The following is a 14402-nucleotide window of genomic DNA, read 5'->3' on the forward strand; positions in this document are numbered from 1 at the left end:
TTGCGGCGGGTCAGGCGCCCGCCGCCGTCTCGTCCTGCCCGCGCTCTTCGAGGAGATGGGTGAGCCAGTCCGGATCCATCTCGGGCACCGACGAGAGCAGGAGTTCGGTGTACTCGGCATGCGGGGGCGACAGGATGCGGTCCTTCAGGCCCTGCTCGACCACGCGGCCCTGATACATCACGACGATCTCGTCCGATATCGCCTCCACGGTCGCGATATCGTGCGTGATGAACAGATACGAGATGCCCCGCTCCTTCTGAAGCCGCATCAAGAGCTTCAGGATCCCCTCCTGAACGATCTGGTCGAGCGCCGAGGTGACCTCGTCGCAGATGATGATCTCCGGCTCGGCGGCCAGCGCGCGGGCGATGCAGATGCGTTGCTTCTGCCCGCCGGAGAGTTCGCCGGGAAGCCGGTCGTAGAACCCCGCGTCGAGTTCGATCTGCTCGAGCAGCTCCACCACGCGACGCTCGAGAGCCTGACCCTTCAGCCCGTGGTAGAAGGTCAGCGGCCGGCCGATGATCTCGCCCACCGTCTGGCGCGGGTTCATCGCCGTGTCGGCCATCTGGTAGATCATCTGGATGCGGCGCAGCTGCTCCTTGCTGCGCTGCTTGAGTTCCGGCGGCAGCGCCTCGCCCTCGAACAGGATCTCGCCCTTCGAGGGCGGCAGCAGCCCGGTGACGACCTTCGCCGTGGTGGACTTGCCCGAACCCGATTCGCCCACCAGCGCCACGGTGCGGCCGCGCGGCAGGTCGACGCTGATGTCGTGCAGAACCTTCACCTTGTTGCCGTAGGCCGCGTCCACGCCCTGGATCGACAGGACCACGTCCTCGGACGGTTCGGCGGGCTTCCGGAGGCTCCGCACCGACCAGAGGCTTCGGGTGTAAGCTTCCTTCGGGTGCTCCAGCATCTCGCGGGTGGGCGCCTCCTCCACCTCCTCGCCGTAGCGCAGCACCTTGATGCGGTCGGCCATCTGCGCGACGACGGCGAGGTCGTGGGTGATGTAGATCGCGGCGGTGTCGAACTCGTCCACGATCCTGCGCATGGACATCAGCACCTCGACCTGCGTCGTCACGTCGAGCGCGGTGGTCGGCTCGTCGAACACGATGAGGTCGGGACGGCCCGACATCGCCATGGCCGTCATCACCCGCTGAAGCTGCCCCCCCGACACCTGGTGCGGGTAGCGGTCTCCGATCCTGTCGGGCTCGGGAAGCTGAAGCTGGGCATAAAGCGCCTTGGCGTCGGCGATGGCCTCGGCTTCGGTCTTGAGGCCCTCGCGCACCGCTGCCGCCACGGTCTGCTCGATCAGCCGGTGCGCGGGGTTGAAGGAGGCGGCGGCGGACTGCGCGACATAGGTGATCCGCGTGCCCCAGAGCTTGCGGCGCCTGCGTTCCGGCATCGCCAGCAGGTCCATGCCGTCGAAGCGCACCGAGCCACCCGCGAAGCGCACGCCGGAGCGCGCGAATCCCATGGCGGCGAGGCCGAGGGTGGACTTGCCAGCACCCGATTCGCCGATGAGGCCAAGCACCTCGCCGCGATGCAGCGTCAGGTCCACGCCCTTGATGATCGGGTTCCATTTCTCGTCCGCGAAGCCCTCGATCTTCAGGCCGCGGATCTCCAGCAGCGGCGCGCCATCCCGGTCGGGCGCGGGCGTGGCCTTGGCGTCCGTCGTGTCGGAAAGCTCAGTGTTCATCGCGCAACCCGCTTGTCTTGTGAAGGAACCAGTCCACCACGAAGTTGACCGCCACCGTCAGCAGCGCGATCGCCGCCGCCGGCATCAGCGGGGTGAGCCCGGCCTTCAGATCGAAGCGCGCGAACTGGATGAGGTTCGCCGTCTCGCGCACCATCGTGCCCCAGTCGGCGGTGGGCGGCTGGATGCCGACGCCCAGGAAGGAGAGCGCCGCGATGGTCAGGAACACGAAGCAGAACCGCAACCCGAACTCGGCCACCAGCGGCGGCATGATGTTGGGCAGGATCTCGCGGCGCATCACCCAGGCGAGGCCCTCGCCCCGGAGCCGCGCCGCCTCCACGTAGTCCATGACCGCCACGCCCACGGCGACCGAGCGCGCCAGCCGGAAGACGCGGGTGGAATCGAGCACCGCGATGATGAGGATGAGCGACAGCGCCGAGGAGCCGAAGATCGACAGCAGCATCAGCGCGAAGATGAGCGACGGGATCGCCATGAGCACGTCCACGCCGCGGCTGATGACCTGGTCGAGCCAGGAGCGGTTGATCGCGGCGATCAGACCCAGCGACACACCGATCGCGAACGCCAGAAGCGTCGTGATGAAGGCGATGCCGATGGTGTTGCGCGCCCCGTAGATCAGCCGGGTGAGGATGTCGCGCCCGATCTGGTCCGTGCCCAGCGGATGCTCCGCGCTCCAGGGCGCGTAGGACTGTGCCAGAACTTCCGCCTCGCCATAAGGGGCGAGCCACGGCGCGAAGATCGCCACGAACGCGTAGATCAGGATGATGCCGAGGCCCAGAAGGGCCGTCGGGGGGGCCTTGCGGAGCTCGATCCACATCCGTTCCCGGCGCGAGCGGCGGGTGCGGAGCTGAGCGACCTCGCCTGCCGCCGAGTAGCTTTCGGTCTGGTCGGTCATTTGGCGTGCAGGAGCCTCGGGTTGGTGACGATGCCGATGATGTCGGCGATGAGATTGAGAAGGATGTAGGTCGCCGCGAAGATCAGCGCGCAGGCCTGCACCACCGGGATGTCGCGCGAGCTCACCGCATCCACCATGAGCTGGCCGATGCCCGGGTAGACGAAGACCACCTCCACCACGACCACGCCGACCACGAGATAGGCGAGGTTGAACGCGATCACCGCGGCGATGGGCGCCCACGCGTTGGGCAGCGCGTGGCGCAGGATGACGCGGCGCGGCGGCTCCCCCTTGAGGCGCGCCATCTCGATGTAGGGGCTGGCGAGCAGGTTGATGATCGCCGCCCGCGTCATACGCATCATGTGCGCCACGATCACCAGCGTCAGCGTCAGCGCGGGCAGCGCGGTGGTGTAGACGCGGTCCCAGAGCGGCATGTCGCGGCCCACGTCGGCGAGGCTAGGGAAGACGGGCCAGAGCGTGCTGAGCAGCAGGATGAGGATGTAGGCCACGAAGAACTCCGGAAAGGAGATCGTGGTCAGCGTCGCGGTGCTTACCGTCTTGTCGTAGAGGCTGTTGCGCCTGAGCGCCGCGGTGATGCCGAGAAAGAGCGCGAGCGGCACCGCGATCAGCGCCGTCATGCCCGCCAGGAAGAGCGTGTTCGCCAGCCGCGGACCCACCAGATCGGCCACGTCGCGGGAGCGGTCGACGCCAGAGGCCGCCCGCCCCGAGAACGACGTGCCGAGATCACCCTGCGCGAGCGCGCCGACCCAGTCGAAATACCGGATCACCGGCGGCTGGTCGAGGCCGAGTTCCCGGCGGAAGGCCGCCACGGTCTCCGACGTCGCCGCCTGGCCGAGCACCGCCTCGGCGAAGTCCCCGGGCAGCATCTGCACCGACGCGAAGATGACGATCGACACGATGAAGAGCGTGAGCAGGCCCAGCGCAAGGCGCTGAAGGACCGTCCGCAAGACCGGATGCATGGGCCGATATTCCCCCTGTCTGCCAACCCGCGCCCCGCGCCGCGCCGTTTCGAAACGGGTTCTCTCGGCTGCGGGGCCTTGTTATGCTATCCGAGCAACGCGTGCCTGCCAACCTCGGCATCCGCGAAGAATATTTCTAAAGACAATATCCAGGGAGACGCCACATGAAGAACCGTTTCATCGAGCTGCAACGCGCGCGCCTGCGCCGGGGACGCCTTTCGCGGCGGGAATTCATCTCGTCTCTGATGGCCGCCGGCGTGGTGCTGCCCGCCGCCGTCGGCATGGCCGACACGGCGATGGCGATGACGCCCAAGCGCGGCGGCGACCTCAAGATCGGGATGGGCCACGGCTCGACCACCGACAGCCTCGACCCGGCGACCTACGAGAACGGGTTCATGCTGAACCTGGGCTATCTCTGGGGCAACTCGCTGACCGAGGTGGCGCCCGACGGCACGTTGCGCGGCGATCTCGTCGAAGGGTGGGAAGCCACGCCCGACGCCGCGACCTGGCGCTTCCCGATCAAGCAGGGCGTGACCTTCCACAACGGCAAGACGCTGACGGTCGAGGACGTGATCGCCTCGCTCAACCACCACCGCGGCGAAGACACGAAGTCGGCCGCCAAGGGCCTGCTGGCGGACGTGATCGAAATGACGTCCGAGGGCGACACGCTCGTCGTCACCCTGGCGTCGGGCAACGCGGACTTCCCGTTCATCCTGTCGGACTACCACCTGCTGATCATGCCGTCGCAGGACGGCGCGATCGATCCCACCGCGGCCATCGGCACCGGGCCCTACAAGATCGAGACTTTCGAGCCCGGCGTGCGCGTGATCGGCCGGCGCAACGACGACTATCACGTCGAGGACGCGGCCTGGTTCGACACGGTCGAGATCCTGTCGATCGTCGATCCCACCGCGCGCCAGAACGCGCTCATGAACGGCTCGGTCCACCTGATCGACCGGGTCGACCCGAAGACGGCGAACCTCCTGGGCCGCGCGCCCAACATCTCGATCCTCGAGAAGACGGGCTACCTGCACTACACCTTCCCGATGCGGGTCACCATGGCGCCCTTCGACAACTACGACCTGCGGATGGCTCTGAAGCTGTCGGTGAAGCGGCAGGAACTGGTCGACAAGATCCTGATGGGCTACGGCAGGGTGGGCAACGACCACCCGCTGTCGCCGGCGGTGCCCTTCCACGCCGAGGGGCTGAACCAGCGCGAGTTCGATCCCGATCAGGCGGCCTTCCACTACAAGAAGTCGGGCCACAGCGGGCCGATCCAGCTCTCGGCCTCGGACGCGGCCTTCGCCGGCGCGGTGGACGCGGCGCAGCTCGTTGCCGCCTCGGCCGCGGAGGCGGGGATCACCGTCGAGGTCGTGCGCGAACCCTCGGACGGCTACTGGTCGAACGTCTGGAACAAGAAGGCATGGTGCGCCTGCTACTGGGGCGGCCGGCCGACGGCGGACTGGATGTTCTCCTCGGCCTACGTCGAAGACACCGAGTGGAACGACACCGACTGGCGCACCACCGAGGCCGCGCAGACCTTCAACGGCATCGTGGACGAGGCCCGCGCCGAGCTCGACCAGCAGAAGCGCGCCGAGCTCTATTTCGAGGCGCAGCGCCTGATCCACGACGACGGCGGCGCGCTGGTGCCGATGTTCGCCAACTACATCATGGGCGTCTCGAACGATCTGGCCTATGGCGAGGCGGTCGCGGCGAACTGGGAGCTCGACGGCGGCAAGGCGAGCCAGCGCTGGTGGATGGCCTGATCGCCTGAGACCGGTTCCGACCGATCCGAAACCACGCCCGGCGGCCAGCACCGCCGGGCGTTTTCCGTTCCGGCCTCAGGCGGCGATGGACTGCATCGCCGACAGGAAGCGCGCCACCTCGGCCACGCTGTTGTAGTGACACATCGAGACGCGGATGCAGTCGGCCTGGCCGAGCGGACCGAGGATGTTGCCGGAATAATGGTCGTCCTTGCGGATGTGCACGCGGATGCCTTCCGCGCCCAGCGCCGAGACGACCTCGGCCGAGGGCTTGCCCTCCACCCAGAAGCAGACGAGCCCCTCCCGCGCCGGGTTCTGCGCGCCGCCCACGATCCGCACCTGCTCCATCGCGTCGAGGCCCGGCAGGTTGTCCGCGCCGAAGAGCATCGCGTCGGTGAGCGCGCGCTCATGGGCGTGGATCGCCCCCGCGGCCGCTTCCAGCCGGGCGCGCGGCCCGGTTTCGCCCGACACCTGCCCGCCCAGCCAGTCGAGATAGCCGACCACGTCCGACAACGTGGCGTAGGCGCCGGTGTCGCGGGTGCCGAGCTCCCACTGCTCCGCCGGGCCGCCGACGAGGCATTCATGCGGCAGCGCCGCCAGCCGGTCGGAGAGCCACGCCACGCCGTAGCCGTGCCGCGAGAACATCTTGTAGGGCGAGATCGCATACCCGTCGACGCCCGCCTCGGAGAGGTCGATGGCGCCATGGGCGGCGTGCTGGATGCCGTCGACCACGATCACGCAGTCCGGCGCGACCTCCCGGATCGCGGCGGCGACGCCCGCGATGTCCACGCCCATGCCGGTGACGGGCGAGGTATGCACGATCGTCGCCACATGCGTTTCCGGCGTGAGCGCGGCGCGGTAGGCCTCGGGCCCCACGGTCCCCGTGGCGTCGTCGTGCGGCACGAGAACATGTGCCAGCCCGGCGTGCCCGGCCCAGTGCGCCGCCGCGCTCCGCGAGGCCGGGTGCTCGAGCGTGCTGCCCAGCACCTGCCCGCCGCCGGGCGCGGCCATGCAGGCGGTGCGGATCATGCGGAACAGCATCTCCGTCCCGCTTTCGCCGACGACGATCTGCCCCCCGGGCGCGTTCAGAAGCCGCATCATGTCCGCCCGCGCCGTCGCGATCACGCGCATGAGTTCCGCCGAGGCCGGGTTGTCGCGCCCCTGGTTGTCCGGGATCGCGGCGAACCGCGCGGAGGTCTCGGCCACCGATTTCAACGTGAGCGCGCCGCCCGCGTTCTCGAAAAAGACGCGCGGTCCGGTGAAGGGGCATTCCTCCACATGGGCGAAGCGCGCGCGGACCTCTGAAAGCAGTTCGGGCGGAAAGGCGGACATGCGGCAAGGCTCCTTCGGGTTGTCGTTGGCGGCCCTCGTGCCGGGCCGCCCGGCGGCGCGACCTCTTTGGGACGTCGGCGCGAGAGATTCAATTGCAGGATACATGCCGTAAGGTAAACTAAGCGCGGTAGCCGCGGGGGCTGGTGCCACAAACGGAACGAGGCCACCATGATCCACCGCGCGCCGCTCCTTTTCTCCGCCCCGCTCATGATTGCTACCCCGCCTTCGCCCAAGAGGCGGCGGATCGAATCTTCCACGGCGGCCCCGTTCTCACCATGCAGGACGACCGGCCCCGCGCCGAGGCCGTCGCGGTGCGCGACGGCGATATCCTCGCCGTGGGGACGGAGGCGGAGGTGATGCGCCACCGTGGCCCGGAAACCGATATGGTCGATCTTGCCGGGCGCGCTCATCCCCGGGCTTCGTGGACGCCCACGGCCATGTCTTCATGGTCAGGGTCCAGCCGCTGTCCGCCAACATGCTGCCCGCGCCCGACGGGGAGGTGAACGACATCGCCGTGATGCAGGCGGTGCTGGCGGAATGGGCGGGGAGAAACCCGGGTCGGGTGGATCGCGCCGGCCTGTCATCGGTTTCGGCTACGACGACGCGCAGTTCGCCCAACAGCGCCACCCCACCCGCGACGAGCTCGACGCCGTCTCGACCGAGCTGCCGGGGATCGTGATCCACCAGTCCGGGCACATCGCCACCGTGAACTCCGCCGCGCAGGGAATCGCCGGCATCATCGCCGACACGCCCGGACCCGGCGGGCGGCGTGATCCGGCGCTACGAGGGCAGCGAGGAACCGAACGGCGTGCTGGAGGAGGTCGCGTTCTTCGGGGCGCTGCTCTCGCTCGTCCGCGATCTCGACGAGGACAGCGGCCGCGTGATCTTCCGGGCGGGCGCGGAGCTCTCGGCGAGCTACGGCTACACCACCGCGCAGGAGGGCCGGGCGAGCCCGTCCACCACGCGCATGATCCGGCAGGTGGCGACCGAAGAGGGGATCGACATCGACGTGGTGGTCTATCCCGACGTGCTGATGGACCGCGATTTCATCGCCCGGACCGCCTCGGCGGACTACACCGACCGCGTGCGGGTGGGCGGCGCGAAGCTGACCATCGACGGCTCGCCCCAGGGCTTCACCGCCTGCCGCGACAGGCCCTGCTACCGCCCGCCCTCGCATCTGCGGGCGGGATACCGCGGCGACACGGCGCCCAGCGACGACCAGGTGTTCGACGCGATCGACTGGGCCTTCGCGAACGGGATCCAGATCCTCACCCACTCCAACGGCGAGGGCGCGAGCGACATCCTCATCGCCGCGATCGAGACCGCGACCGAGGCGTACGGGACGGGCGACCGCCGGCCGGTGCTGATCCACGGCCAGTTCCTGCGCGAGGACCAGGTGGATTCCTTCAACCGCCTCGGCGTGTTCCCCTCGCTCTTCCCGATGCACCCCTTCTACTGGGGGGACTGGCACCGCGAGCACACGGTCGGCCCGGCCGCGGCCGACAACATCTCGCCCACGGGCTGGGTGCGCCAGCGCGGGATGATGTTCTCCTCGCACCACGACGCGCCGGTGGCCTTCCCGGATTCCATGCGCATCCTCGACGCCACGGTGACGCGCCGCTCGCGTTCGGGCGACATCATCGGCCCGGACCATCGGGTGGACGTGACGACGGCGCTCAAGGCGATCACGATCTGGCCAGCCTACAAGCATTTCGAGGAGGACCGGAAAGGCTCCATCGCGCCGGGCAAGCTGGCCGATCTCGTCATCCTGTCGGAGGATCCCACCGCCGTGGATCCCGAAACGCTGGACCGGCTCACCGTCGCCGCGACGATCAAGGAGGGCAAGACGATCTACGAGGCGACCACCGACGAGACGCGGCTGCGCTACCGCCCCGCCCGCGACGGCCACAACCCCTTCGCCGAGATGCTGCGACGCGCCGCCGTGACGATGGAGGCGCAGGGCGCCGCGCCCGCGCAGCGCCGCTTCGCGCGGCTCGCGGCGCAGGCCCCGCACAGCGGCGCCTGCGTGGCCGGCACCTTCGGCGCGGCGCTCATGGCCGGGGTCGAGGGCTGAACGCACCTGTTGCCGCATCCCGTCCTCTGGGCTAAGCCCGCAACGGTCAACGGGCAGGGAATTTCGGCGATGCGCGTCTTCGTCACCGGCACCGCCGGCTTCATCGGCTTCCATCTCGCCCGGCTGCTGCTGGACGAAGGGGTGACCGTCCACGGGCTGGACGGGATGACCGATTACTACGACGTCGCGCTGAAGCGCCGGCGCCACGAGATCCTCTCGGCCATGGAGGGCTTCACCGCCACCGAGACGATGCTTGAGGACCGCGCCGCGCTCGATGCCGCGGTGGACGCCTTCGCGCCGGATATCATCGTGCATCTCGCCGCGCAGGCAGGCGTGCGCTACAGCCTCGAGAACCCCCGCGCCTACGTGGACGCGAACCTTACCGGCACCTTCAACGTGATGGAGGCCGCGCGGCGGCATGGGGTGCGCCACCTGATGATGGCCTCCACCTCGTCGGTCTACGGCGCGAGCACCGAGGTGCCCTATGCCGAGACGCAGAAGGCCGACACCCAGCTCACGCTCTACGCGGCGACGAAGAAGGCCACGGAAAGCATGGGCCACGCCTATGCCCATCTGTGGAACATCCCAACCACCATGTTCCGCTTCTTCACCGTCTACGGGCCGTGGGGCCGGCCGGACATGGCCTATTTCAAGTTCACCCGCGCCATGCTCGAGGGCCGCCCGATCGACGTCTACAATCATGGCGAGATGTGGCGCGACTTCACCTATGTGGACGATCTCGTGCGCGGCATCCGGCTGCTGATGGACGTGCCACCCGAAAGGCCCCCGAGCCCGGCGGCCATCGCGCCGGGCGACAGCCTCTCTCCGGTGGCGCCCCATCGCATCGTGAACATCGGCAACTCCACCAGCGTGAAGCTCACCGACATGATCGACGCGCTGGAATCCGCGCTCGGCGTGACGGCCGAGCGCAACTTCATGGACATGCAGCCCGGCGACGTGCCGGCCACCTGGGCGGACGCGTCGCTGCTGCGAAGCCTGACCGGCTATGCCCCCCGGACCGATCTCGCCGACGGTCTCGCGCGTTTCGTCGCGTGGTATCGCGCGTATTACGACGTCTGAGCGGGCGATCCGGTGGGTACCCTCTTCTTCGTCGTCTCGAAGATCGGCTGGGCGCTCATCCGGCCCGACACGATCCTGATCCTCGGCATCGCGCTGACCTTCGGGGCCGCGGCTCTGGGGCGAACCGGGGCCGCGCGGATCTGGGGTGCGTTCACGCTGGCCTTCGCGCTTGCCATCGCGGTGCTGCCGGTGGGGCACTGGACACTGCGCCCGCTCGAGGCCCGCTACCCGCCCGCGCCCACGCTGGCCGGGGTGGACGGGATCGTCGTGCTGGGCGGGGCCGAGCTGGCTCACATGACCCGGCTCACCGGATTGCCCCAGACGAACGAGGGCGGCGAGCGTTTCGCCGAGGCGGTCGTGCTGGCCCGGCGTTTCCCCGAGGCGCGGCTGATGTTCACGGGCGGCAGCGGCGCGCTGCGCGACCTCGGCGAGCTGAGCGACGCGCAGGCCGGCGTGGCGCGCGCCTTCTTCCTGCGCCACGGAATCGAGCCCGGCCGGATCCTGCTCGAGACCGCCTCTCGCAACACCGCCGAGAACGCCGGGATGAGCCTCGCGCTCGCCGCGCCCGCGCCGGACGCGCGCTGGGTGCTGGTGACATCGGCCTGGCACATGCCCCGCGCGATGCGCAGTTTCGAGCGCGCGGGCTGGCCCGAGATGACCGCTTGGCCCGTCGATCAGCGCGCATCGCCGCGCCCGCGACTGCTGTCATGGGATTTCACGCGCCAGCTCGATCTTCTCGGGCGCGCGGTGCACGAGCGCGTGGGCCTTTTCGTCTACGGCATCACGGGGCGCTGAGGGCGGGGCGCGACGGCGCGGCCGCCGGGGCCGCGCACGCCGTTCCGGATCAGGCCGCGCCGTATCCGCCGGCGGTGGGCGTGACGATCACCACCGCGTCGCCTTCGGCCACCTCGGTCTGGTCGGCGGCGCGCAACGCGTCCGTCCCTCCGTCGGCGCGATGGATCTCGGTGCGTCCGACCCGGCCGGCCGCGCCGCCTTCGAGGCCTTGCGGCGGGCGGTCCCGGTGCGAGGACAGGATCGCGAGTTCCATCGCCTCGAGGAAGCGGATGCGCCGGGTGGTGCCGTCGCCCGCGCGCCAGCGCCCGTCCCCGCCGGAGGCTTCGTCGATTTCGAACCGCTCCAGTAGCACGGGATAGCGCAGTTCGAGGATCTCGGGGTCGGTCAGGCGCGAGTTCGTCATGTGGACATGCACCCCCGAGGTGCCCGCGAAACCCGTGCCGTCGTTGCGCACGCCCGCCGGGCTGCCCGAGCAGATGGTCTCGTAATACTGGTGCCGGTCGTTGCCGAAGGTGAGGTTGTTCATCGTCCCCTGGCTGTTGGCCATCGCGCCGAGCGCGCCGAAGAGCGCGTTGGTGACATGCTGACTGGTCTCGACATTGCCGGCGACCACCGCGGCCGGATAGCGGGGCGAGAGCATGGAGCCCCCGGGGATGACGATCTTCACGGGGCGCAGGCAGCCCGCGTTCATCGGGATCGGCGCCTCGACCATCACGCGGAAGACATAGAGCACCGCGGCCCGCGTCACCGGCTCGGGCGCGTTGAAGTTGTTGGCCTGCGCCTCCGAGGTTCCGGTGAAGTCCACCGTCGCCTCCCCCCGGTCGCGATCGACGGTGATCTTCACGCGGATCACCTGGCCGGTGTCGGTGGGATACTCGTATTCGCCGTCCGAAAGCCGCCCGATCACGCGGGCCACCTCGGCCGCCGCGTTGTCCTGCACATGGTCCATGTAGGCCTGCACGACCTCCAGCCCGAACTGGTCGATCATGTGCCGCAGCTCCGCCGCGCCGCGGGCGTTCGCGGCGACCTGCGCCTTCAGGTCGGCGACGTTCTGATCGGGGTTGCGCGCGGGCCGGGCGTGATCGGTCAGCACCTTGCGAACCTCCGCGTCGCGGAAGCGGCCGGCCTCCACGAGCCGGAAATTGTCGATGAGCACGCCCTCCTCGTCCACCGTGGTGGCCAGCGGCGTCATCGATCCCGGCGCCACGCCGCCCACATCCGCGTGATGCCCGCGCGAGGCCACCCAGAAGAGGATCTCCTGCTCCTCGTCGTCGAAGACGGGCGTGACCACCGTGATATCCGGCAGATGAGTCCCGCCGTTGTAGGGCGCGTTCAGCGCGAAGACATCGCCCGGCCGAACCTCGCCCGCGTTGAGGCGGATCACCGTCTCCACCGAGCGGTCCATGGAGCCGAGATGCACCGGCATGTGCGGGGCGTTGGCCACCAGCGCGCCGTCGGCGTCGAACACCGCGCAGGAGAAATCCAGCCGCTCCTTGATGTTGACGGAGCGCGCCGTCTTCTGAAGCGCGACGCCCATCTGCTCTGCGATGTTCATGAAGAGGTTGTTGAAGACCTCCAGCAACACCGGATCGGCCTCCGTGCCGATCGCGCGCGTCCGTGCCGCGGCCTCCACGCGGCGCATCAGGATGTGGTCGCGCGCCGTCACCTCGGCGCGCCAGCCGGGCTCGACCACCACGGTCTGGTTCGGTTCGATGATGAGCGCGGGGCCGGTCACGGTGCGGCCGGGGGCCAGCGCCTCGCGGCGGACGACACGCGCGCCGTGCGCCTCCCCCCCGGTGAAGAGCTCCACCTCGTCCTCGGCATCGGCCTCTCCCTCGACCGGCTCGCCGCGTGGCTCGGGGTCGGCGGCGGGCTCGGCGGCAAGGCCCTCTATCTCGGCCGCCTCTATCACGAGCGCCGCGTCGGGGTCGGTGAAGCCGAACTCGGCCTCGTGCGCGGCCTCGAAGGCCTGTCGCGCCACGGCGACGTCGCCCGTCCACGCGACGGGCAGCGCCGTGTCGGTGCCCGCGTAGCGCAGATGCAGCCGCGGCACGATCTCGATCCCGTCGCCCGGCACGCCCTGCGCGGCGAGCGCCTCCCGCACCTCTTCGGAAAGCCCGGCGAGGGCCGTTTCCACCTCGCTCTTCCGCGCGCCCCCGAGCTCCGTTTCGAGGCCCCGCTGGCGCGCCTCGGTCACGCGGGCGAGCCCGATGCCGTAGGCCGACAGAAGCCCCGACAGCGGATGGACGAGCACCTTCGTCATCCCCAGCGCGTCGGCCACGAGGCAGGCGTGCTGCCCGCCCGCGCCGCCGAAGGCGTTCAGGAGATAGCGCGTGACGTCGTAGCCCCGCTGCACGCTGATCTTCTTGATGGCGCCCGCCATGTTCTCCACCGCGATGCGCAGGAAGCCTTCCGCGACCTCTTCCGCCGTCTTGCCCTCGGCCTCGGCGATCTCGGCGAATTTTTCCGCCACGGTCCCGCGGTCCAACGGCTGGTCCTGGTCGGGCCCGAAGATCGCCGGGAAGTAGTCCGGGTTCAGCTTGCCGAGCATCACGTTGGCGTCCGTGACGGTGAGCGGCCCGCCGCGGCGGTAGCAGGCGGGGCCCGGGTCGGCGCCTGCCGAATCCGGCCCGACGCGGAAACGCCCAGGGTCGGCGTGCAGGATCGAGCCGCCCCCGGCGGCCACCGTGTGCACGCGAAGCATGGGCGCCCGCATCCGGACGCCGGCCACCTGCGTCTCGAAGGCGCGCTCGAAGGCGCCGTCGAAATGGGCGACGTCGGTCGAGGTGCCGCCCATGTCGAAGCCGATCACACGGTCCTCGCCGGCGATCTGGCCGGTGCGCGCCATGCCCACCACGCCGCCCGCGGGGCCCGAAAGGATCGCGTCGCGCCCCTTGAAGCGGTCCGCGGCCGTGAGCCCGCCCGAGGACATCATGAACTGAAGCGTCGGGCCTTCGGCGTCGGGGGGCGTGGCGCCCAGCGCACCGGCCACCTTCTCGACGTAGCGCGAGAGGATCGGCGTCAGGTAGGCGTCCACGACCGTCGTGTCGCCCCGGCCCACGAACTTGATGAGCGGCGAGACCTCGTGGCTGACGGAGACCTGCCCGAACCCCACCTCCCGCGCCGCCTCGGCCAGCGCGAGCTCGTGGTCGGGCGCGGTCCAGGCATGCATCAGCACGATGGCCACGGCGTCGATGCCGTCGGCCCTGGCGGCCTCCAGCGCGGCGCGGGCGGCCGGAAGATCGAGGGCGCGCTCCACCGTGCCGTCGGCGCGTACGCGCTCCTCGACCTCCACCACGCGCTCGTAGAGCATCTCGGGCAGGACGATCTCCTTGGCGAAGATGTCGGGCCGGTCCTGGTAGGCGATTCGAAGCGCGTCGCGGAATCCCTCGGTCACCAGAAGGAGCGTCCGGTCGCCCTTGCGCTCGAGCAGCGCGTTGGTGGCGACCGTGGTGCCCATCCGCACGGTGCCCACCCGCTCGGGCGGGATCGCGCCGGGCTCCGCGCCGAGCAGCCGACGGATGCCCTCGATCGCCGCGTCGTCGTAGGCGCCGGGGTTCTCCGACAGAAGCTTCAGGGCTGTAAGCTCGCCACCCGGCGCGCGGCCGATCACGTCGGTGAACGTGCCGCCGCGGTCGATCCAGAAATCCCACCGCCCGTTCGCCGCGTCCGCCATCACCGTCACTCCTGTCATCGATCATTCGATGACAAATCGTTGACAAATTGATAACGTCTGGTCAACCTTCATGGCAGTCGGGGCCGGCCGCGCGCCGGGCCCGCG

Annotated in this window: 9 protein-coding genes and 1 pseudogene; 5 read left to right on the forward strand and 5 right to left on the reverse strand. The window is 69.7% G+C overall.

The features are described 5' to 3' along the window. Positions 1 to 10: 10 nt before the first annotated feature. From AB6A65_RS04495 to AB6A65_RS04505, 3 genes are read right to left on the reverse strand one after another with little or no spacing between them, the layout of a single operon-like run. Positions 11 to 1690, reverse strand: a complete 1680-nt coding sequence (locus AB6A65_RS04495; RefSeq protein WP_371037162.1) for an ABC transporter ATP-binding protein — start codon at positions 1688 to 1690, stop codon at positions 11 to 13. After that, the gene (locus AB6A65_RS04500) at positions 1680 to 2600 is read right to left on the reverse strand and encodes an ABC transporter permease (protein WP_371037163.1); all 921 of its coding nucleotides are present in this window, start codon (positions 2598 to 2600) and stop codon (positions 1680 to 1682) included. The genes AB6A65_RS04495 and AB6A65_RS04500 overlap by 11 nt, the downstream gene beginning before the upstream one ends. Next, entirely contained in the window at positions 2597 to 3577 is a 981-nt protein-coding gene (locus tag AB6A65_RS04505) for an ABC transporter permease (protein ID WP_371037164.1), read from the reverse strand. The genes AB6A65_RS04500 and AB6A65_RS04505 overlap by 4 nt, the downstream gene beginning before the upstream one ends. A 164-nt stretch (positions 3578 to 3741) precedes the next feature. On the opposite strand from AB6A65_RS04505, the gene AB6A65_RS04510 reads away from it, so the two are divergent. Continuing rightward, a complete protein-coding gene (locus AB6A65_RS04510; protein WP_371037165.1) occupies positions 3742 to 5343 on the forward strand; it encodes an ABC transporter substrate-binding protein in 1602 nt (533 codons plus the stop codon). A gap of 75 nt (positions 5344 to 5418) precedes the next feature. On the opposite strand, the gene AB6A65_RS04515 is transcribed toward AB6A65_RS04510, so the two are convergent. After that, the gene (locus AB6A65_RS04515) at positions 5419 to 6672 is read right to left on the reverse strand and encodes an aminotransferase class V-fold PLP-dependent enzyme (RefSeq protein ID WP_371037166.1); all 1254 of its coding nucleotides are present in this window, start codon (positions 6670 to 6672) and stop codon (positions 5419 to 5421) included. A 537-nt stretch (positions 6673 to 7209) separates the two neighbouring features. On the opposite strand from AB6A65_RS04515, the pseudogene AB6A65_RS04520 reads away from it, so the two are divergent. The 4 genes and pseudogenes from AB6A65_RS04520 to AB6A65_RS04535 form a co-directional block, all read left to right on the forward strand. Further along, positions 7210 to 7350, forward strand: a pseudogene (locus AB6A65_RS04520) (hypothetical protein); the annotation flags it as partial. Positions 7351 to 7441: 91 nt separating this feature from the next. Beyond that, complete coding sequence (locus AB6A65_RS04525; RefSeq protein WP_371037167.1) at positions 7442 to 8746, forward strand: amidohydrolase; 1305 nt, start codon at positions 7442 to 7444, stop codon at positions 8744 to 8746. 69 nt (positions 8747 to 8815) lie between these two features. Continuing rightward, positions 8816 to 9826: an SDR family NAD(P)-dependent oxidoreductase gene (locus tag AB6A65_RS04530; protein ID WP_371037168.1), complete on the forward strand. Its 1011-nt coding sequence runs from the start codon at positions 8816 to 8818 to the stop codon at positions 9824 to 9826. 12 nt (positions 9827 to 9838) lie between these two features. Then, positions 9839 to 10621, forward strand: a complete 783-nt coding sequence (locus tag AB6A65_RS04535; protein ID WP_371037169.1) for a YdcF family protein — start codon at positions 9839 to 9841, stop codon at positions 10619 to 10621. Between the two features lie 49 nt (positions 10622 to 10670). Here AB6A65_RS04535 and AB6A65_RS04540 read toward each other — a convergent pair whose 3' ends face one another. Then, a complete protein-coding gene (locus tag AB6A65_RS04540) occupies positions 10671 to 14297 on the reverse strand; it encodes a hydantoinase B/oxoprolinase family protein (protein ID WP_371037170.1) in 3627 nt (1208 codons plus the stop codon). Positions 14298 to 14402 lie beyond the last annotated feature (105 nt).

Origin of the sequence: Rhodosalinus sp. FB01 (assembly GCF_041365715.1) — a bacterium.
Lineage (GTDB): Bacteria > Pseudomonadota > Alphaproteobacteria > Rhodobacterales > Rhodobacteraceae > Rhodosalinus.